This window comes from Vibrio sp. Y176, from assembly GCF_033438945.1.
In genome coordinates this window covers 215,586-236,723 of the sequence record NZ_JAWOQS010000004.1, presented here as the reverse complement: position 1 = coordinate 236,723, position 21,138 = coordinate 215,586, and the positions used below count along the sequence as shown (strand labels likewise).

Genomic DNA, 21,138 nt, shown 5'->3' with positions numbered 1-21,138 from the left:
TTCCGATAGCTTTATTTAAGTTGGTTACAAACTACCCTACGAATACGTTTATAAGAGAAATACTCTCAAGGAGAACTACATGAAAGTAGCCGTTATTGGTGCCGCTGGTGGCATCGGTCAAGCCCTGGCCCTTCTACTTAAGAACCGTCTTCCTGCTGGTTCTGATCTAGCCCTATATGATATTGCTCCAGTAACTCCTGGTGTGGCCGCTGATCTTAGCCACATCCCTACGCCAGTTTCTATCAAAGGTTACGCTGGTGAAGATCCTACTCCAGCACTAGAAGGCGCGGATGTTGTGCTAATTTCTGCTGGTGTTGCGCGTAAGCCAGGTATGGATCGTGCGGATCTATTTAATGTAAACGCTGGTATCGTTAAATCGCTAGCGGAGAAGATTGCGGTTGTTTGTCCGAAAGCTTGTGTTGGTATCATCACAAACCCTGTAAATACAACAGTGCCAATTGCTGCTGAAGTTCTTAAAAAAGCGGGTGTTTATGATAAGCGTCGTCTATTTGGTGTAACAACGTTGGATGTTATCCGTTCAGAAACGTTTGTTGCTGAGCTAAAAGACAAAGATCCAGGTGACGTTCGCGTGCCAGTAATTGGTGGTCACTCTGGCGTAACGATCTTACCTCTACTGTCTCAAGTAGAAGGTGTTGAGTTTACAGCTGAAGAAGTAGAAGCATTAACGAAACGTATTCAAAATGCAGGTACTGAAGTTGTAGAAGCGAAAGCGGGTGGTGGTAGTGCAACACTATCAATGGGCCAAGCTGCATGTCGCTTTGGTCTGTCTCTGGTTCGTGCTCTTCAAGGTGAAGAAGGCGTAGTTGAGTGCGCTTACGTTGAAGGCGACGGCGAACACGCGACTTACTTCGCGCAACCTGTGAAACTGGGTAAAGAAGGCGTTGAAGAAGTACTAAGCTACGGCAAACTCAGCGATTACGAAAAGTCTGCATTAGACGGTATGCTAGAAACACTAAATGGCGACATCAACATTGGTGTTGAATTCGCAAAGTAATCTAGAAAGCCTATATAAGAAGAAAGCCGATCATTTTGATCGGCTTTTTTGATCCTTGATTTCTCAACTTCGTAAAAATGGTCGAAAAAAACCACGTAGTGAAGGAGAAGATGATGGAAGCGAGTCGAATCCGTAAAGGCATGGTTGTTGAGTGCAAACAAGGCGTCGGTACGATATTAGTGGTCGACCATGAAGCAGAGACGGTATTGTTGTCCAAACAAGGGACTGAACAGCAGCTCGCCGTTAGCTTTGATGAAATAGAAGATGATCCACAACTGCATGGCGGTAGTGACAGATATTACTAGCGCCTCGGGCGTCGTCATTAGGTATCAAACGTAAAAAAGGAAGAGCATGCTCTTCCTTTTTGCTATAAGTCTTGCGCTATGGGTAGCTATTGATTACTTCGTGCGTTGTACTGCGACATGAGCCAGAGTAACAAGTGCTTGTTTGTATTCAGACTCTGGCAACACTGACAGTTCTGCGATTGCTTTGTCTGCTTCTTCTAGAGCTTTTTGCGTTGTGTATTCCAGAGAGCCTGCTTCTTTCATGACCGCAAGAATTTCTTCTAAGCGATCCATGCCATTCGCTTTCTCAATCGCTTCACGAATCATGATTGCGTTTTCTGGTGTGGTATTACGCATAGCATGGAGTAGAGGTAAAGTTGGCTTACCTTCGGCCAAGTCATCACCCACATTTTTACCCATGTCTTCGCCATCAGAAGTGTAATCCATGACGTCATCAATGAGCTGAAACGCAGTGCCTAGATACTTACCGTAATTTTGCATTGCGATTTCAACATGCTCAGGAGCATCATTTAAGATTGCACCGATTTGAGTTGCGGATTCAAATAAGCGCGCAGTCTTAGAGTAGATGACTTGCATGTAGCTTTCTTCTGTCGTGTCAGGGTCGTTACAGTTCATCAACTGCTGTACTTCACCTTCGGCGATCACGTTTACGGCATTGCTCATTAGTTTAAGGATCTTCATGGATCCTAGTTCCGTCATCATCTGAAATGAGCGTGTATAGATAAAGTCCCCAACTAATACGCTAGCCGCATTGCCAAATGCTGCATTCGCAGTGGCTTTACCACGGCGCATGTCTGATTCATCTACCACGTCATCATGCAGCAAAGTCGCTGTATGGATGAACTCAATAAACGCAGCTGCCATTGTATGACCATTGCCTTGGTAACCAAGTGCACGGGCTGACAGTATCGCTAAAAGCGGTCTTAGACGTTTGCCTCCACCACTCACGATATAAAAACCGAGCTGGTTGATTAAAGAGACATCAGAATTAAGTTGGGCTTGAATTGTTTCATTCACTTTTGCCATGTCATCGGCAGTAAGCGCTTGGATAGTTTTAAAATCCATCGTATATCCGGCTGAAGTTAGACCCTGCAAGGCTTATTCGATTTATATAATTGTCGAATAATACACTAAAAAACGTTGATTAATACATTACTAAAGGGCATGATTGCCGCACTTTTCTTTGGCGATTAGCTTTTCGCCAATTTTTTCAAAATATGGCTTGTCATAGGAGCATCTATTCTGTAGAATCTGCGCCCTATTGATGATTAGTTTAGCGCACACCCTCAAGAAAGGCTGTGCGGAAAAAGCGGAGTAAAATATGTACGCTGTTTTCCAATCTGGTGGTAAACAACACCGTGTAAGCGAAGGTCAAACTCTTCGTTTAGAGAAATTAGACGTTGAAACTGGTGCAACTGTAGAATTTGATAAAGTTCTTCTTGTTGCTAACGGCGAAGACATCAAAGTTGGTGCTCCTCTTGTAGAGGGCGGCAAAATTGTTGCTGAAGTTGTACAACACGGTCGTGGCGATAAAGTTAAAATCGTTAAGTTCCGTCGTCGTAAGCACTCTCGTAAGCAACAGGGTCACCGTCAGTGGTTCACTGAAGTGAAGATCACTGGTATCAACGCTTAATCTATTAGGAGAGTTTAACAATGGCACACAAAAAAGCTGGTGGTTCTACTCGTAACGGCCGCGATTCAGAAAGCAAACGTCTAGGTGTTAAGCGTTTCGGTGGTGAATCTGTACTTGCAGGTAACATCATCGTTCGTCAACGTGGTACTAAGTTCCACGCTGGTAACAACGTAGGTATCGGTAAAGACCACACTCTATTCGCTCTTACTGAAGGTAAAGTGAAGTTCGAAGTGAAAGGTCCTAAGAACCGTAAGTTTGTAAGCATCGAAGCTAAGTAATTAGGTTTTTAACCAAATTACTTAATAGCTTTAAGCTGAATTCAAAAGCCCTGCCGAATCGGCGGGGTTTTTTATTTGTGGCAGTCGACATATCGAAGTTTCTCGCTAAGATCCTAAGCGATTTGAATCTGGGAGCTTAGATCTGTCATCTGCTAAAATTGTCGGATGACATAGTAAGATTTAATCCACGCACGAAGTAGTCGGAGTAAAAGATGAAGTTCGTAGATGAAGCGGTAGTAAAAGTTCAGGCTGGTGATGGCGGTAGTGGCGTTGTCAGTTTCTGGCGTGAAAAATTCATCACTAAAGGTGGCCCTGATGGCGGTGATGGCGGTGACGGTGGTGATGTTTATATCCAAGCCGATGAAAACCTAAATACCCTGATTGATTACCGTTTCCAGCGCTTCTACGAAGCTGAGCGTGGTGAAAACGGTCGCGGTGGTAACTGTACAGGTAAGCGTGGTAAAGACATCGTTCTTCGTGTACCTGTGGGTACGCGCGCTGTGGATATCCACACAAATGAAATCGTGGCGGAAGTTGCTGAACACGGTAAGAAAGTGATGATCGCAAAAGGCGGTTGGCACGGTCTAGGTAACACGCGTTTCAAATCTTCAGTAAACCGCGCGCCTCGTCAGAGAACATTGGGTACAAAGGGTGAAGTACGCGAAATTCGCCTTGAGCTATTGCTTCTTGCTGATGTGGGTATGCTTGGTCTACCTAATGCTGGTAAATCAACCTTTATCCGCGCAGTATCAGCAGCAAAACCGAAAGTCGCTGATTACCCATTCACGACTTTGATCCCAAGCTTGGGTGTCGTAAGTGTCGTACCAGAGAAAAGTTTTGTTGTTGCAGACATCCCTGGTTTGATCGAGGGTGCAGCAGATGGCGCTGGCCTTGGTATTCGATTCTTGAAGCACTTAGAGCGTTGTCGAGTGTTGCTGCACATGATCGATATTATGCCAATTGATCAGTCCGATCCGGTGCAAAATGCATTGACGATCATTGATGAATTAGAACAATACAGCGAAAAACTGGCAAGTAAGCCGCGCTGGTTAGTGTTCAACAAAGTTGATCTAATGCCTGAAGAAGAAGCGAATGAGAAGATCCAAGAAATCTTAGACGCACTAGGTTGGGAAGACGAGTACTTTAAGATCTCGGCGATCAATCGTAACGGTACTAAAGAGCTTTGTTACAAACTGGCTGACTTTATGGATAACCTACCTCGCGAAGAGGAAGAAGTGGCTGAAGAAGATAAAGTTAACTTCATGTGGGATGATTACCATAAAGATGCGATGGCGGGTAAAGACGTTATCACTGAAGATGACGACGACGATTGGGATGACTGGGACGATGAAGAAGATGACGGTCACGTTGTCTACGTTCGTGACTAATCAGAACGGTCAAGCAATGCCTGTTTGCCTATAATTCATTAAGCCGCAATTATCTATTGCGGCTTTTTTTGTATCTAAATCATATTTAGGTGATGTGATTTACGGCACAATAACTGATACGTCGTGTTTTTTTGAGGGTTAGTTTGGCCCTCGCGCGTATGAATGAGTAACACCCTAAAAGGAATTAGACTTATTTATGACTCTAGAAACCATACCGCCTAGAGAGTTGGCGGTATCTACTCAACGATCGATTTCTCGTCTTGTCGCCCAAGCCGGACAAATGCTACTTGCTCATGGTGCTGAAAGTACTCTTGTGAGCGATATTATGCGTCGTATTGGCCTTGCTTGTGGGGTGAATGAAGTTGCGGTAGCACTATCAGCTAATGCATTGGTTGTGACGACGGTAATGGATGGGCATTGCATCACCACCACCCGAAGCTGCGCTGATCGTGGCATCAATATGCGCGTTATTACGCAAATTCAACGAATCTGTATCATGATGGAACGTGGTTTGCTCGATTCAACCATGGCGCAGAAAAAGCTGAACGCTATCAGTCCAGAGCGTTATAACCGCTGGTTGGTGGTGTTTATGATTGGCTTGTCTTGTGCGGCATTCAGTCATCTAGCTGGTGGTGATTGGGGAGTCTTCATCATGACCTTTTTAGCTTCAGCTGGTGGCATGATCGTTCGCCAAGAAATTGGTCATCGTCATTTCAACCCTCTATTGAACTTTGCTGCGACCGCTTTTGTGACTACCTTAATTTCAGCACAGGCGGAAATTTACCAAATCGGTAATCTACCTACCGTAGCAATGGCATCGTCGGTATTAATGCTTGTACCTGGTTTCCCACTCATTAACTCTGTCGCAGATATGTTGAAAGGCCACATTAATATGGGGATTGCTCGATTTGTGATGGCTAGTTTACTAACGTTGGCGACATGTTTGGGGATCGTTGCTGCGATGAGTGTAACTGGAATTTGGGGGTGGGCTATCTAATGAGTTTATTTGATTTGATGTTTGGCCTTTTGAATGACATGTTTTTTGCGGCGATTCCCGCCGTAGGATTTGCATTGGTTTTTAACGTACCACAAAGAGCTTTAGTTTATTGCGCTGTTGGTGGCGCGATTGGTCATGGTAGCCGCTACTTGATGATGCAGTTTGGCATTCCTATTGAGTGGGCAACCTTTTTTGCTGCGACGTTAGTTGGGATGATTGGTGTGTACTGGTCTCACCGTTTTCTCGCGCATCCAAAAGTGTTTACTGTGGCTGCTTTGATCCCGATGGTGCCGGGTGTGTTTGCGTACAAAGCAATGATCGCTATGGTAGAGATCAATCATGTTGGCTACTCACCCGAGCTTGTCGCAACCTGTATGGAAAACTTTCTTAAGGCCATGTTTATTATTGCAGGTTTAGCTGTTGGTCTTGCGGTTCCAGGGCTGTTATTCTATCGCCGCAGACCAATTGTATAAGGACCTAACATGATCATTAGTATGATTGCCGCGATGGCCGACAATCGCATCATTGGCAAAGACAATCAAATGCCTTGGCATCTTCCCGCCGATTTCGCTTGGTTTAAGCGTTGTACCATGGGAAAACCGGTTGTGATGGGACGCAAAACCTATGAGTCTATTGGTCGCCCTTTACCAGGTCGCTTGAATATTGTTATTAGCCGTGATGAGACACTAAAGATCGAAGGCGTCACTACCGTAACATCGATTGAGCAAGCTTTGGACGTGGCTGGTGATGTGGAAGAAGTGATGATCATTGGTGGTGGTGCGATTTACACCACTTGTCTGCCTATGGCCAATAAACTGTATGTAACACACATTGAAGCGGCCATTGATGGTGATACTCAGTTCCCAGATTGGGGAGACGAGTTTAAGGAAACTTACTCAGAAATGTATCAAGCCGATGAGAAGAACGCCTACAACATGCGTTTTACGGTGTTAGAGAAGTAATTCGAGATTAAAACGGGGTAATGCCGTTCGTATAGCAGCGAGCGGCCATCCCAACCTACCGTCATCCTGAAAAGCGACGAAAGAGCGAGATTCAGGAGCCTCTATACGAGTACTTTGTTGTCAAAGGTATTTCTATCTATTCGCAGCGCGAGGATATTAGATTCCTAGTCTCGTTAAGGCTCGTTGGAATGACCCTACAGGAGGTGTTAAGTGACAGGTATTCTTCCTACTATGGATTATCGACTGTTATTCAGTGTTTAACTTAACGCATCCTGAGTAAAAATTTTCTTATCTTCCCAACGGATCATGGTCAGGCTTCCTCCCCAAACGCAGCCAGTATCTAGCCCGATGACTTCGTTGTTCATATAGCCTTGTAGTGCAGCCCAGTGCCCAAAGAGCACCGCTTTGTTTAAGTGGATACGTTTAGGCACATCAAACCATGGAATAAGTTCGTTACCGGAAACTTGTTGCGGTGGCAATTTACAATCCATATCCAAACGACCATCAGGGAAACAAAAGCGCATCCGCGTAAAAGCATTGATAATATAACGGTATCGGTCCAAACCCTGTAGAGAGTCATCCCAGGAATCAGGTTGATTGCTGTACATGTTTTTTAATAGCCAAGGCAGCTCTTCACTTTGGATGATGCGCTCAACTTCACGGGCACACTTTCTCGCTGTTTTTAGATTCCATTGCGGTGATATGCCAGCGTGACACATCACGAACTCGTCATGCTCGGTCAATAGAGGTTGCTGAGCTAGCCATGTCAGTAGTTCCTCTTTGTCAGGGGCCGTGAAAATAGGTGCGGTTTTATCTTTGTCTTTGACCTTTTTTATCCCGTGAGCCACTGCGAGAAGGTGAAGGTCGTGATTACCAAGCACCACGATTGCGTTTGCGCCAAGTGACTTCACAAAGCGTAACGTTTCTAGTGATTTAGGCCCTCTGGCGACCAAATCACCAGCAAGCCAAAGTTGGTCTTTTTTCGCAGAGAAAGATACTTTTTCTAGTAGTCGCTGCAATTCATCAAAACAGCCTTGGATGTCACCAACAATATAGGTAGCCACTGAATCTCCAATTTACTAATTTAAAACATTTGGAACAGCCAAGCGAAATGGTTCAATTTCGGTGATGAACTCCTGCCCTTTCTCATCCAGCATTTTGTAGTGTCCTTGCATAACGCCGACAGGGGTTTCTAACGCGGTCCCGCTACTGTACGTGTATTCATCATTGCTTGGAATAAAGGGCTGCTGGCCTACCACTCCGTCACCTTCAACCGTCATTTGCTTGCCATTCGAGTCTGTGATTAGCCAGCGGCGGCTCACTAACTGTACGGTTTGTTGGCTAAGGTTTTTGATGGTGATGATATAAGCGAAAACGTAGCGTTGTAGCTCTGGGTTGGACTGTTCTTCGATGTATTTGGTGTGAACTTGAATTTTGATGCAAGGTTGAATGACGTCCATGTGCACTCCTCAGAAACGTAATATCCCAATAATAATAAGCCAAACCTACAAGGGTTTGGCTCATTGTTTGAGTTCTTAGTGCTGCGGGTTATCCGCAAGCCAGTTCGCCATTGCGACGAATTGTTCTAGCGTCAGGTTCTCTGGACGCATGCTTGGATTAACACCTAGCTCTTCTAGTACTTCTGTGCTTAACAACGATTTGTAGCAGTTACGAACTGTTTTACGACGTTGGTTAAAGCCTTCACGACAAACGCGATCGAGCAAACGCAGATCTTTCGCCGGGCATGGCAGCTCTTCGTAAGGCACTAAACGAACAACGGCAGAATCCACTTTCGGTGGTGGAACGAATGCCGTTGGCGGTACTTCCAGTACCGGTACCACTTTACAGTAGTACTGAGCCATTACCGTTAAACGGCCGTAAGCTTTGCTGCCAGGGCCGGCGGCTAAGCGGTTTACCACTTCTTTTTGCAACATAAAGTGCATGTCTTGAATGTCTTTATGGAACTCGAAAAGGTGGAACATCAATGGTGTAGAAATGTTGTACGGCAAGTTACCAAAAATGCGCAGCTTGTTGTTTGGCTTCACTAGTTGAGTGAAGTCAAAACGCATAGCGTCACCCTCATGGATGGTCAACTTATCTGCCAGTTCAGGGTGAGTACGTAGGCGTTCCGCCAGATCGCGGTCTAATTCGATAACTGTGAACTTATCTACTTCACGACCTACTGGCTCAGTGATTGCACCAAGACCAGGACCGATTTCAACCAGGTTTTGACCTGGTTTTGGGTTAATCGCTGATACGATTCCATCAATAATGTATGGATCGTTCAGGAAGTTTTGACCAAAACGTTTACGCGCTTTGTGTCCTAAATGGACATCATTTCTCATTGTTTCTTCTCTACCAAATCTATCGCATGCGTGAGCGCTGTTCGGAAACTCCCTGTATCCGCTTGACCTGTCCCTGCCAGATCTAATGCAGTACCGTGGTCCACCGATGTTCTAATAAAAGGTAGACCAAGAGTAATGTTTACTGAACGACCAAAGCCTTTGTATTTTAATACTGGCAACACTTGATCATGGTACATGCCTAAAACAGCATCAGCATCATTTAAATATTTTTCATTGAAAATGGTATCAGCCGGCAGAGGGCCGATCAGGTTGATACCTTTTTCTTGTCGAATTTTTTCCAGTGTCGGAGTGATGGTTTCGATCTCTTCACGACCTAAGCAGCCATCTTCGCCAGCATGAGGGTTAAGCCCGCAAACGTAGATGTTTGGTTGTGCGATAGCAAACTTTTCTACAAGGTCTTTATGAAGAATATCGATGATTTTTTCTAATCGCTCTTCGGTGACAGCTTTGGACACATAAGCTAAAGGAATATGTGTTGTAACCAGCGCCACGCGTAGTCCTTCCGTTGCTAGCATCATTACGACTAGCGGCGTTTGTGACTTCTCGGCGAAAAATTCAGTATGACCACTGAATGCAACACCTGCGCGATTAATCACCCCCTTATGAACAGGGCCGGTGACAATAGCATCAAATTCATCATTCATACAGCCTAAAGCCGCTCTTTCTAGCGTTTTTAGTACATAGTGGCCATTCGCTTCATTGAGCTCGCCTGCGACCGCAGGTTCCGATATTTGGATATGGTCAACGATAAGCGTGCCCGCTTTTTGTGCTTTAGGTGCTTCTTCTGGATTGTAATCAGACAGTTGGACTTCGATGCCAAGCTGCTTGGCTCGCTCCGTCAGCATATTCTTATCGGCACAGACGACAATTTGGTGCGCCCAATCTTCTTTCGATAGGGCAAGCACTAAGTCTGGGCCGATACCCGCAGGTTCCCCTGCGGTTACGACAATTCTACGAATTGTATTAGTTGTCATTGTTGTCATCCACGATTTCAACAAACGCACTTGCGCGTAGCTCTTGCATCCATGCGCCCGCTTCTTCATTAAATTTACGGTTAAATAGAATACGGTAAGCTTTGTTCTTCATCGCTGAGTCAGTACGGTCCACTTGGCGACGATCCAACACTTCAACGATATGCCAGCCGTGAACGGTTTTGAACGGTTCGCTGATTGAGCCAACTGGCAGAGTTTCTACTTGGTGCTTGAATTCTGGCACGTAAAGATCTGGTGTTTGATAACCTAGTTCACCGTCTTGTGCTGCCGAGCCAGGATCTTGACTGTATTGTGTTGCCAATTGAGCGAACGTTGCTTCACCGGCTTTGATGCGGCGTACAAATTCATTCAGTTGCTTCTTCGCCCCTTCGTCGCTCAGAATCACGGTTGGTTTAATCAAGATATGACGCGCATTTACTTCCGTTACCGCAACCGTTTCTAGGCCTTTGACATCCTCTATTTTTAGGATGTGGAAACCAACGCCACTACGGAAAGGACCAATAATGCTGCCTTTGTTTTGCATCTTGATCTGATCAGCAAAGATGGTCGGCATCTCTTCTTTACGCATCCAGCCCCAGTCACCACCTTGTAAAGCTTTAGGACCTTTTGAGTAGGTGTAGGCCATCTCCGTAAAGTCTGCACCTTCGTTTAGCTTTTTCGCGAGCGCTTTAGCTTCTGCTTCTACAGCAGATTTTTCTTTATCGTCAGAGAAGCGCAGTTGAATGTGTCCAATTTTGTATTGAACAGTCGCATTGGTTTCTTGTGATAGTTGTTCCGCAAGGCTATCGACCTCTGCTGGAAGGATATTAATACGGCGACGAACCAGTGCATTGCGGGCTTCTGATGCGGCGATTTCCTTACGAATTTGTTCGCGGAATTCTGGGTAACTTAAACCTTCACTTTCTACAGAAGCAGCGAGTTGTTCTACCGATTGCTCATTATTACGTGCGATCTCTGCAATCGCTTGGTTTAAACGGTTGTCGTCAATACGCACACCAATACGGTCTGCTTCTTGGCCTTGCAACGTATCAATGATAAGTTTTTCAACGACTTGTTCTTTTAACACGCTGGTAGAAGGTAAGCTCTTTCCACTTTGACGTGCGTTGGCTTGCAGCGTTTTCATCGCTGTTTCGATGTCGCTTTGTAGAACTACACCGTCGTTCACGATGACCGCAACCTTATCGATCTCTACTGGTGCTGCAACCGCTCCGCAAGAGAGTAGGGTCGTGAATAAGATTGATTTCCAAATTTTCATTTAAAATTCCGTCAGTATTTTTGAATAGGCGTCTTATTCATTTAAGACGCCTATTTTGATTAATTGTTCAGATAGAATGGGCGGCCGTACTTAATTGCGTTGTCAGAACCATCCAGTTCTTTGACAGCAGTGTCTTCACGCTGGTTGGTCGCAAAGCCTTGAATACCGAAGTTAACGCTGAAGTTATTTTCGTATTCTGGTGATGCCCCGGTGCTGCCGATAGCTTGGTCTTCCCAACCAAGCAATTGGTTTGAGTAAGTGACGCCAATGTACCAACAGTCAGATTGGTAACGTAGGCTCGCTAACCATTCTAGGTCCGCATTTTCATTGAGGTCGTAGTAGTATTGACCACTCGCAGACCAGTTCGGGTTGAACTCGTAGGCCGCTACAATACCTGCTTGAGAAATACCTTTACGAGTAATTGTGTCTAGGTTTTCGAGAATGATCGTATCTTCGATGTATTCACGCGTAACGTAGCGATAGTTACCCTGAATAAAGCCGCCGTTGAATTGGTATTCCAAGGTACTGTTTGCCAACTGCATGGAGCTCAAATCAATATCGTATTGAATTCCACCGTGATAGAACAAGTAATCGTTGTAGTTGAAATCAGCTTCAATCGCCCATGATGAGTAATTGGTGGTCTCATCTGGAAGATTTGGGCTGTTGCTCAGTTTGGTCTTTTTATCGAAGTAGTAAATCTGACCAAATGAAACGTTAAGACGCTCTTTATAGTCATCATCAAAGAAGCGAGTACTCGCACCGTAGCTTAACTGGTTTGCCGAGGCGATTTTATCAATGCCACTGTACTTACGACTGCGGAATAGCCCGTAGTAGTCGGTTTGTAGCAAGGTGGTATCGTAGTTGTAGATGTTGGTTTGATCTTCTTCAGGTACGTACAAGTACTGCAGCTGAGGCTCCAGTGTTTGTGTGTAGCCCTTGATCCAGCTTGTATCTCGCTCTAAGTAAAGTTGCGCATGCGTACGGAACTCAGGAATAACACGAGAAACTTCATCATCCAACTGGTTTTGCAAGTTTACATCAGTCAAACCCGTTAAGTCTTGAGAGTAATACGTAGAGAGCACACGCGCTTCTGTTGTCCACGTTGCCCATGAGTTTGAGAGTGGTAATGTAAGCCCTGGTTCAATGTGAACACGGGTCGCATTTGGTCGCGCAGCATCGCTGGTATCGAAGCGGCTCACTTGGCTCTTCACGTCAAAGTTAAGGTAGTCTCCCCACAACGGCGTGTAGTAGTTCAAGTCTAACTGAGGAAGCAGGCGATAAGGGCGGTTCTCTTCTTTCAATAAGATTTGGAAGTCACGAACGGTTAACGAGGCATCCCAGAAGTCAGAACGGTATTGTACTTGTCCTTCTTGAACCAGTTGACCATCTTCACGGTTACCAATGTCGGAGTCGAGATCGAGGAAGTAATCAATATCACTCACTTTTGAGTAATCGACTTTGACTATCCACTGTTTATTGATGATACCGTCGTGTTTAACTTGGTAGCCCCAACGAGACTCGTCCTGGTATTTGCGATCACTATTGAGGTATTCGCCTTTGATTTCTCCATTTCCCCAACCATCTGTTAGGTAGCGGAAGTCAGTATCGAGTTTTGTACCACGTTGCTGCATATAGAGCGTGGTGAGTGTCATGTCATATTGAGGCGCGATGTTCCAATAGAATGGCACCTCGACTTCCATACCATCACTAGAACCGTACGATAAAGAAGGGAAGAGGAAACCCGTTTTACGCGTATCTCCAATTGGCATGGTTAGATACGGCACATAGAAAACAGGCACATCTAACACTTCAAATCGAGGATGGTGCAGCGTCGCTGTCTCTTCATCTTGGTCAACATCGATGCCTGACGCAACCAATCGCCATGAATTATCGCCTTGAGGGCACGATGTGATAGAGCCATCTTCGAGTTCATAAACCGACTGACCTGTGCGAGCGATATAGGTTGCAGTGCCTCGGCCTTGTTGGCAAAGGAACTGATAATCGGTGTTCTCAAGTGAAAACGTATCTTGATTAATGTCGTTAGTAACACGATCAGATCGAGCTTTGACTTGGCCGTCATTGAAAGTCACGTTGCCTTCGGCAACCACGACGTTGTCTTGTTGGTGCAGCGTTACGCTATCTGCGGTAATTTTCTTCTGGCCTTGGGTGACTTGTACATTACCTGAGTACTGAGCTTTGTCACCATTGATGGCTTGCAGGGTGTCAGCTTCTACCACTACTGGGGTATTAAGAGCGTCCTCCTCGCCACTTGTATCGACCAAACATTGATCTGTGGCGGGCATTTCCTGCACACTATCATGGATATTCGCTTCAGCTTGAGTGGTGGGTACAAACAAGGCGGTGCTGATAGAGGCCGCTAAAAATGTGCGGGAGAAATGTTGCATTGAATTGAACTTTCCTGTGTCACTACTACTCGATGGCTATAGGGCTTGTTGTACCCTAGCGTAATAGCCAAATGAATCAACTATAGTCGCATTTATCCCAGCGTATTGATTCACTGTGGCATAATGACGACAAAATAGCTGCAAAGATAAGCAGGCGAAATGGCCTAGCCGAAATAAAACTAATTCCATTATCATAAAGGAAATCGTTGCATCCGGCACTATAAGACCGCCGTCGTCGATAAAAATTCATTGATAGAGAACACATAATGCATATTTTTGGCAAAATTCTGGGTGCCTTTTTTGGCTTGTTACTTGGCGGGCCGCTAGGTTTACTCTTTGGCTTATTTATTGGCCATCAATTCGATAAAGCACGTCGCTTGAGTCAAGCCGGGTTCTCTACTGGCGGCTTTGGAAAAGGGCCAAGTCAAGCTCAGCGCCAAGAAGAGTTTTTTAAAGCGGCGTTTGCGGTAATGGGACATGTGGCAAAAGCGAAAGGCCAAGTCACCAAAGAGGAAATCCAACTGGCTTCTGCCATGATGGACCGCATGAATTTGCATGGCGAACAGCGTCGCGCAGCGCAAGACGCGTTTCGTGAAGGTAAAGACAGCGACTTTCCGTTAGAAGATGTTCTTGTTCGTGTGAAAATTTCGACAGCTGGTCGCTTTGACTTGTTGCAATTTTTCTTAGAGCTGCAAATCTCGGCGGCCTTTGCAGATGGCTCGATTCATCCTAGTGAACGAAATGTGTTACACAAAATAGCACGTGGTTTGGGTTTCTCTTCTGAGCAGCTAGAGCGTCGCTTGCAAATGCAAGAAGCCGCATTCCGTTTCCAAAGCCAGGGTGGTTTTCATGGTCAGCATCAAGGCCAATCTTCTGGTGGTAGCTGGCAACAAGCTTCACAAGCGGATCAGTTGGCCGACGCGTACAAAATTCTGGATGTGTCTTCAGATGCCGACAGTAAAACCGTTAAGCGTGCTTATCGTAAACTGATGAACGAGCATCACCCGGACAAATTGATGGCTAAAGGTTTACCACCAGAGATGATGAACGTCGCGAAAGAGAAATCTCAAGAGATTCAAAACGCTTACGATCTGATTAAGAAAGTCAAAGGCTTCAAGTAGTCGGACGTTTTCTATCAAGTATTGGATTTAAAAAGGGCACTCAGTGCCCTTTTTTATGTCTTAGTTTTTGAGTTGCCGGTGTCTTTAGCTTTTGGCCTATCATGATCCTAACGCTAATTGACCTCAAATCTCTCCAGTTTAGTTGGCTTGATTCAAGTCCCAATCGTATTCGTATTTCACTTTACCAGAGAAATTTTTGTATTGCGGTGCGTACTTTGCGATGTGGTTGAAGACTTGTTTTTCTCCACCAAAGTCCGTTGCAAACCAATCATAAATAGAAGACAGCTGTGCCGTGTTACCTTGGATAGATACGCCTTTGCTGCTGTTAATAAATGTTTTGGCGGCACTATCCAGTAGAACTTGCGTGTTGTCAGCAGTGAATGCTTGAGACTGCAGATTAGGGCATCCCAAGCTGGCACAGTTAACCGCGTAATGTGTTCTCGGGTCATTCCAAATTGGACGTAAAATGCGATGTTCAATATCGTTTAAAGTTAGATCCTTCCCGTTGACTACGACCACATCGTCTCCCCAAGGACCAAAGCTAAATAAGCCACCTAGCTTGGTGATTGATTCGACTGGATAGTTATCCAAAATAAGATCTACCGTGATGGCGTTGTAAAGGTTTACCCAATAGGCATATTGCTCTGCTTGGCTGTATTGTAGAGGGTCTAGTTTTGCCAAACGCTGGATGTATTGTTTCAGCTTGGTTTTATCGACAGAGGAGACTTGGCTGTAACGAAACAAGGTATTCTCGCCTTGTTCAACTAAATAAGTATCGAGTAGTTGTTGCCATTCTTGATGAGAAATTTGGGTTTGGTTGGCTTGATTCGATTGTTTCCAATATGGCCATAAGTCGGATTTTGGAGCGGAAAATGTCGAGAAAGAAACCAGAGTACACAACAGCAATAACAGACGCTTCATAGAGATACCTTTGAATGAGATATTGTTGATAGTGTAGACCAGTTTAGTGCTTGTTTTCTTTCAGTAATCAGTGGCCTTTATTCGCCGTCATTCCGAGGAGCATAAGCGATATCAGGAACCTAATACCCACAAACTCTTGAGTAAAGACAGTATGAATCTGCACAGTGCGCTCTGGCAGTAGATCCTGAATTACACTCCTTCGTCGCTGTTCAGGATGACGAATTTCAACAGAGGCGTTCGGTATTCTGTAAGCAAAGCGATATGAGAACGGTTACCCAAAACATTAAAAGGGCCGACAATTGCCAGCCCTTGATTTGTGTATTTACTAACGCGTCTTAACGCAAGAAGCTTGGAATATTCGCTTCGTACTCGGCAATCTTATCTTCGTGCTGAAGGGTTAGACCAATGTTGTCCAAACCGTTTAGCAAGCAATGACGACGGAACGAATCGATTTCAAAGCTGTACTCTTTGCCGTTGGCACGAACGACATTCGCTTCTAGGTCGACCTCGACTTCTGCACTTTCATTTGCCTCAACAAACTGGAAGATTTCATCCACTTCTTGTTCAGTCAAACGAACTGGCACCATTTGGTTGTTGATCGAGTTGCCGTAAAAAATATCGGCAAAGCTTGGTGCGATCATCGCTTTGATGCCGTAATCCGCTAGTGCCCACGGTGCGTGCTCACGAGATGAGCCACAGCCGAAGTTTTCACGAGCCAGCAAGATAGAAGCGCCTTGGTAGCGAGGTGCGTTCATCACGAACTCTGGGTTCGGTTGTTCGCCAGCATCGTCTAGGAAGCGCCAGTCATGGAATAGGTGCTTACCGAAGCCTAGGCGAGAGACCTTTTGTAGGAACTGCTTTGGAATGATGGCATCAGTATCAACGTTCGCTGCATCTAGAGGAACAACTAAGCCTGTGTGTTGTTTAAAGCCTGACATTGGTTTGCTCCTTAGTCTAGTTCACGAATATCTACAAAGTGACCAGCAATTGCTGCTGCCGCTGCCATCGCAGGGCTCACTAGGTGGGTACGGCCATCACGACCTTGGCGGCCTTCAAAGTTACGGTTTGAAGTAGACGCACAACGTTCATGTGGACCCAAACGGTCATTGTTCATTGCTAGACACATCGAGCAACCTGGTAGGCGCCACTCAAAGCCCGCTTCTTTAAAGATAACGTCCAAGCCTTCCGCTTCTGCTTGCGCTTTTACTTGCTCAGAGCCAGGAACGATTAGCGCTTGAACGTGAGGCGCGACTTTGCGACCTTTCGCTACTTCAGCGGCTGCGCGCATGTCTTCGATACGTGAGTTAGTACAAGAACCAACGAAGACTTTATCGACGTTGTAGTTAGATAATGACTTGCCTGCCTCTAGGCCCATGTAAGCCAATGCTTTTTCTGCCGATGCTTTTTCTACTGGGTCGGCAAAGCTTTCTGGTGCTGGGATAGGTTGATCTACCGCGATCACTTGGCCTGGGTTAGTGCCCCAAGTGACTTGTGGTTTAATGTCTGCTGCGTTGAGTGTCACGACTGCATCAAACTGAGCATCATCGTCCGTTTTTAATGTCTTCCAGTACTCTACTGCTGCATCAAAATCTGCACCTTGAGGTGAGAATTTACGGCCTTTGATGTATTCGAACGTGGTTTCATCTGGTGCAATCAAACCGGCTTTCGCTCCTAGCTCAATCGCCATGTTACATACGGTCATGCGGCCTTCCATTGAAAGGTCAGTGATCGCTTCACCACAGAATTCAACCACGTAACCTGTACCGCCAGCAGCTGTGGTTTCACCGATGATGGCTAGCACGATATCTTTAGCCGTGATACCCGGAGCCACTTTGCCTTTTACTTCGATCCTCATCGTTTTAGCGCGCGCTTGTTTTAGCGTTTGAGTTGCTAATACGTGCTCAACTTCTGATGTACCAATACCAAAAGCGAGAGAGCCGAACGCACCGTGTGTAGCAGTGTGCGAGTCACCACAAACAATGGTCATGCCTGGTAGGGTAATACCAAGCTCTGGGCCCATAACGTGCACAATACCTTGGTATTTATGGTTGATGTCGTAAAGCGTAACGCCAAATTCTTCACAGTTTTTCGATAGCGTTTCCATCTGGATACGTGCCATCTCACCGGATGCGTTGATGTCTTTGGTTGTTGTGGAGACGTTGTGGTCCATGGTGGCAAAAGTTTTGCTGACCTGACGCACTTTGCGACCTTTTTCACGCAAGCCGTCAAATGCTTGCGGAGACGTCACTTCATGTACCAAGTGACGGTCGATGTACAAGATTGGGTTTTCCCCTTCTGCTGCGACGGCAACGTGTGCGTCGTAGACTTTTTCGTATAATGTTTTGCCCATTGTTTGCTTCCTTTCCTCGTTATCCTTGTTGCTTTGTTTTAGCACCAATGACTTAGAGGTAAGTCATTGGTGGATAGAGGATTTAGTATTTATTATGAATCTGTTCTGTATTAAGAGTTTAAGATGTACTCAGCGATCTTATCGCCCATCTCAGACGTCGAAAGTGCTGGGTTGTCACCAGCAAGGTCACCCGTTAGCTCACCCGCTGATAGTGCTTTTGAAACGGCTGTTTCGATGTCTTGTGCCGCAGTTTCTTCACCTAGGCTATAACGCAGCATCAGTGCAGCTGATAGGATTTGTGCCACTGGGTTAGCGATGTTCTTACCTGCGATATCTGGAGCACTGCCGCCTGCTGGCTCGTACAGACCGAATTTGCTTTCGTTTAGGCTTGCTGATGGCAACATGCCCATAGAGCCAGTGATCATCGCGCACTCATCAGAAATGATGTCGCCGAAGATGTTTGAACATAGCATTACGTCGAACTGAGCTGGGTCTTTGATAAGCTGCATAGTCGCGTTATCAATGTACATGTGTGATAGCTCGACATCTGGGTAGTCTTTTGCGATTTCTTCGACTACTTCACGCCATAGGATAGAGCTTTGTAGAACGTTCGCTTTGTCGATAGAGCACACTTTCTTACGACGTAGGCGAGCAGACTCAAAAGCGATTTTTGCAATACGTTCGATTTCGTAACGGTGGTACACCTCAGTATCGAACGCTTTCTCTGTTGGGCCTTCACCTTCACGACCTTTTGGTTGGCCGAAGTAGATGCCGCCCGTCAGTTCACGGACAACAACGATATCAAAACCACGACCGGAGATGTCTGCGCGTAGTGGTGAGAAAGCTTCAAGACCTGAGTGGATTTGCGCTGGGCGTAGGTTACAGAACAGTTGGAAGTGTTTACGTAGCGGCAGTAGGGCACCGCGCTCAGGTTGGTCGTTTGGTGGTAAGTGTTCCCACTTAGGGCCGCCAACTGAGCCGAATAGGACTGCATCAGACTCTTCACATGCTTTTATTGTGCTCTCTGGAAGTGGGCAACCGTGATTGTCGATCGCGATACCACCGACATCATGCTCGTCACGCTCAAACGCAATACCATGTTTCTTTTCGATTGCATCCAATACTTTATGTGCCTGCGCCATTACTTCCGGGCCAATGCCGTCACCGGGTAGGACGGCAATTTTGTACGATTTGTCTGTCATGTTAATCCTTTAAGTTTTCTAATTTTGAGCTTAATTATTTCAACGAGCGTGTTCTTTCCTGAGCCGTGTAGCCCGGTTGTTATTACACAGTCGCAATCTTTTTCTGCTTCATTTCTTCGATTTTATCTGCACGATGAATGCTGTTAATAACGTGCAATAATGCTTGGCCGGAAGCCTCAACGATGTCGGTGGAAACACCCGTACCGTGGTATTTGCGACCTTTGTAGTTGGCAATGATGTCTGCTTGACCCAAACCATCTTCACCTTCACCTTTCGCGGTTAGGTCGAATTTATCCAGAACGATGTCGTAGCCTGTCACGCGGTAGATACATTGGTACAGCGCATCAACTGGGCCATTACCGACCGCTGCTTCACACATTTCTTCATCACCGCATTGCATTTTGATGCTGGTGGTAGCCATTACGCTGCCAGACTGCACGCTTAGGTAGCTCAATTTGTAGAAGTCATCTTCTTCACGCAAGTTCGAGAAGTGCATTAGGGCTTCTAGGTCGTAATCGAACACTTGGCCTTTGCGGTCAGCAAGTTTCAAGAAATCCGCATACAGTGCGTCTAGGTTGTACTCGTCTTCGTTGTAACCCATGGTGTCCATATGGCTCTTCACGGCAGCGCGACCGCTGCGGCTGGTTAGGTTCAGAGCTTGGTTTTTTAGGCCAATAGACTCAGGGGTCATGATTTCGTAGGTATTCTTATTCTTCAACATGCCATCTTGGTGGATGCCTGAAGAGTGGCTAAACGCATTTGCACCCACAATTGCTTTGTTGCTTTGAATAGGCATATTGCATAGCTGGCTAACCAACTTACTGGTGCGGTGAATTTCATCATGCTTAATGCCAGTGTGAACGCCCAAAAACTCTTGACGCGTCTTGATGATCATTGCGATCTCTTCAAGTGAACAGTTACCCGCTCGCTCTCCAATGCCATTGATCGTGCCTTCTATCTGACGTGCGCCAGCTTGAACGGCGGCAATAGAGTTGGCAACTGACATCCCCAAATCGTCGTGACAGTGAACGGAGATGATCGCTTTATCAATGTTCGGAACGCGGTTAAATAGGGTTTCAATAATCCCACCAAACTCACTTGGTACGGTGTAGCCAACGGTATCTGGAATGTTGATTGTACTCGCACCTGCATTGATGGCGGCTTCTACCATGCGACATAGGTTGTCGATTGGAGTACGACCAGCATCTTCACAAGAAAACTCGACATCATCAGTGTAGTTACGTGCATGTTTAACGGCGTTGACTGCCATTTCTAGTACATCGTCGTAGCTGCGGCGTAGTTTGTCTTCTACGTGAATGGTGGAAGTGGCTAAAAATGTGTGGATACGGAATTGGTCGGCCACTTTTAAGGCTTCAGCGGCAGCATCAATGTCTTTCGCAACGGCACGCGAAAGGGCACAAACTCGACTGTTTTTTATGTTTTTTGCGATGGTTTGTACAGACTCGAAATCACCTGGTGAAGAGATTGGGAAGCCAGCTTCGATAACATCAACGCCGAGTCTTTCCAGCGCATAGGCAATCTGCAGTTTTTCTTTAACCGTCAAGCTTGCTGACAACGCTTGCTCGCCATCACGCAATGTGGTGTCGAATATAATGACCTGATCGTTCATGTTTGCTTCCTTCCTGATTTCTGCACTTTCGCGCAAGTGAATCGTTTACTTCCAGTATTTAGATATAAAAAAACCCGCATTCTCATGCGGGTTCTTAGAAATTGGTGTGGTTATTTTTCTTCCACAGCCTACCCGCGCGAACTGGTCACGATCAGGAGGAGGCTAAGCAGGATAGAAAAATGAGCTGACATAGTTGTTAAGCTTTCCACATAATTAAGTTAACAAATTAGTACCGCACTCCATGAAGCGCGTCAACCCTAAAGTCGATTTTTTATTCATATCGGATGAGTCTTTTCGTTTGCTTGAAAAAAATGATGC

At 45.7% G+C, this 21,138-nt stretch carries 21 protein-coding genes; 9 read left to right on the top strand and 12 right to left on the bottom strand.

The annotated features are described in order from the left end of the window. Positions 1-79: 79 nt before the first annotated feature. Both mdh and R7O13_RS12220 read left to right on the top strand, forming a co-directional pair. Positions 80-1,015, top strand: coding sequence for a malate dehydrogenase (mdh, locus tag R7O13_RS12225; protein ID WP_005379660.1), 936 nt, complete (start codon positions 80-82; stop codon positions 1,013-1,015). Positions 1,016-1,128: 113 nt separating this feature from the next. Next, the gene (locus R7O13_RS12220) at positions 1,129-1,320 is read left to right on the top strand and encodes a hypothetical protein (protein ID WP_318304049.1); all 192 of its coding nucleotides are present in this window, start codon (positions 1,129-1,131) and stop codon (positions 1,318-1,320) included. A gap of 93 nt (positions 1,321-1,413) precedes the next feature. Here R7O13_RS12220 and ispB read toward each other — a convergent pair whose 3' ends face one another. Then, positions 1,414-2,385 (bottom strand): octaprenyl diphosphate synthase, encoded by a 972-nt coding sequence (gene ispB / locus R7O13_RS12215; protein WP_005383097.1) that lies wholly within the window; start codon positions 2,383-2,385, stop codon positions 1,414-1,416. A gap of 256 nt (positions 2,386-2,641) precedes the next feature. Here ispB and rplU point away from each other — a divergent pair, with 256 nt between their 5' ends. From rplU to folA, 6 genes are all read left to right on the top strand, one after another. Beyond that, positions 2,642-2,953, top strand: a complete 312-nt coding sequence (gene rplU / locus R7O13_RS12210) for a 50S ribosomal protein L21 (protein WP_005383096.1) — start codon at positions 2,642-2,644, stop codon at positions 2,951-2,953. Between the two features lie 20 nt (positions 2,954-2,973). Then, the gene (gene rpmA, locus R7O13_RS12205; RefSeq protein WP_318303940.1) at positions 2,974-3,231 is read left to right on the top strand and encodes a 50S ribosomal protein L27; all 258 of its coding nucleotides are present in this window, start codon (positions 2,974-2,976) and stop codon (positions 3,229-3,231) included. 212 nt (positions 3,232-3,443) lie between these two features. Next, a complete protein-coding gene (gene cgtA, locus R7O13_RS12200) occupies positions 3,444-4,619 on the top strand; it encodes an Obg family GTPase CgtA (RefSeq protein WP_005383091.1) in 1,176 nt (391 codons plus the stop codon). Positions 4,620-4,815: 196 nt separating this feature from the next. Continuing rightward, entirely contained in the window at positions 4,816-5,616 is an 801-nt protein-coding gene (locus R7O13_RS12195) for a threonine/serine exporter family protein (RefSeq protein ID WP_005379664.1), read from the top strand. Further along, entirely contained in the window at positions 5,616-6,089 is a 474-nt protein-coding gene (locus tag R7O13_RS12190) for a threonine/serine exporter family protein (protein ID WP_005379665.1), read from the top strand. The genes R7O13_RS12195 and R7O13_RS12190 overlap by 1 nt, the downstream gene beginning before the upstream one ends. Positions 6,090-6,098: 9 nt before the next feature. Beyond that, positions 6,099-6,578 (top strand): type 3 dihydrofolate reductase, encoded by a 480-nt coding sequence (gene folA, locus R7O13_RS12185; protein ID WP_086046508.1) that lies wholly within the window; start codon positions 6,099-6,101, stop codon positions 6,576-6,578. A 257-nt stretch (positions 6,579-6,835) separates the two neighbouring features. Here folA and apaH read toward each other — a convergent pair whose 3' ends face one another. The 6 genes from apaH to lptD form a co-directional block, all read right to left on the bottom strand. Then, positions 6,836-7,642: a bis(5'-nucleosyl)-tetraphosphatase (symmetrical) ApaH gene (apaH, locus tag R7O13_RS12180; RefSeq protein WP_054728446.1), complete on the bottom strand. Its 807-nt coding sequence runs from the start codon at positions 7,640-7,642 to the stop codon at positions 6,836-6,838. 15 nt (positions 7,643-7,657) lie between these two features. Next, positions 7,658-8,038, bottom strand: a complete 381-nt coding sequence (apaG, locus tag R7O13_RS12175; protein WP_005379668.1) for a Co2+/Mg2+ efflux protein ApaG — start codon at positions 8,036-8,038, stop codon at positions 7,658-7,660. Positions 8,039-8,113: 75 nt separating this feature from the next. Then, entirely contained in the window at positions 8,114-8,923 is an 810-nt protein-coding gene (rsmA, locus tag R7O13_RS12170; protein WP_005379669.1) for a 16S rRNA (adenine(1518)-N(6)/adenine(1519)-N(6))-dimethyltransferase RsmA, read from the bottom strand. Beyond that, positions 8,920-9,918 carry a 4-hydroxythreonine-4-phosphate dehydrogenase PdxA gene (pdxA, locus tag R7O13_RS12165; RefSeq protein ID WP_005383085.1) on the bottom strand — a complete coding sequence of 333 codons (999 nt, stop codon included), beginning with the start codon at positions 9,916-9,918 and terminating at the stop codon, positions 8,920-8,922. Before pdxA ends, rsmA begins: the two co-directional genes overlap by 4 nt. After that, positions 9,908-11,191, bottom strand: coding sequence for a peptidylprolyl isomerase SurA (gene surA / locus R7O13_RS12160; protein ID WP_005379672.1), 1,284 nt, complete (start codon positions 11,189-11,191; stop codon positions 9,908-9,910). Before surA ends, pdxA begins: the two co-directional genes overlap by 11 nt. Positions 11,192-11,250: 59 nt before the next feature. Beyond that, positions 11,251-13,596: an LPS assembly protein LptD gene (gene lptD / locus R7O13_RS12155; RefSeq protein ID WP_213960817.1), complete on the bottom strand. Its 2,346-nt coding sequence runs from the start codon at positions 13,594-13,596 to the stop codon at positions 11,251-11,253. A gap of 266 nt (positions 13,597-13,862) precedes the next feature. Between lptD and djlA the strand changes: the two genes are divergently transcribed. Beyond that, positions 13,863-14,717, top strand: coding sequence for a co-chaperone DjlA (gene djlA, locus R7O13_RS12150; protein WP_005383076.1), 855 nt, complete (start codon positions 13,863-13,865; stop codon positions 14,715-14,717). A 138-nt stretch (positions 14,718-14,855) separates the two neighbouring features. Here the strand turns inward: djlA and R7O13_RS12145 are convergent, their stop codons facing one another. From R7O13_RS12145 to leuA, 5 genes are all read right to left on the bottom strand, one after another. Beyond that, positions 14,856-15,638 carry a DUF547 domain-containing protein gene (locus tag R7O13_RS12145; protein ID WP_213960818.1) on the bottom strand — a complete coding sequence of 261 codons (783 nt, stop codon included), beginning with the start codon at positions 15,636-15,638 and terminating at the stop codon, positions 14,856-14,858. 335 nt (positions 15,639-15,973) lie between these two features. After that, positions 15,974-16,576: a 3-isopropylmalate dehydratase small subunit gene (gene leuD / locus R7O13_RS12140; protein WP_318303937.1), complete on the bottom strand. Its 603-nt coding sequence runs from the start codon at positions 16,574-16,576 to the stop codon at positions 15,974-15,976. A gap of 11 nt (positions 16,577-16,587) precedes the next feature. Next, positions 16,588-17,988 carry a 3-isopropylmalate dehydratase large subunit gene (gene leuC / locus R7O13_RS12135; RefSeq protein WP_318303935.1) on the bottom strand — a complete coding sequence of 467 codons (1,401 nt, stop codon included), beginning with the start codon at positions 17,986-17,988 and terminating at the stop codon, positions 16,588-16,590. Positions 17,989-18,098: 110 nt separating this feature from the next. After that, positions 18,099-19,190 carry a 3-isopropylmalate dehydrogenase gene (gene leuB, locus R7O13_RS12130; RefSeq protein ID WP_115385710.1) on the bottom strand — a complete coding sequence of 364 codons (1,092 nt, stop codon included), beginning with the start codon at positions 19,188-19,190 and terminating at the stop codon, positions 18,099-18,101. 82 nt (positions 19,191-19,272) lie between these two features. Beyond that, positions 19,273-20,820, bottom strand: a complete 1,548-nt coding sequence (gene leuA / locus R7O13_RS12125; protein WP_005379685.1) for a 2-isopropylmalate synthase — start codon at positions 20,818-20,820, stop codon at positions 19,273-19,275. Positions 20,821-21,138 lie beyond the last annotated feature (318 nt).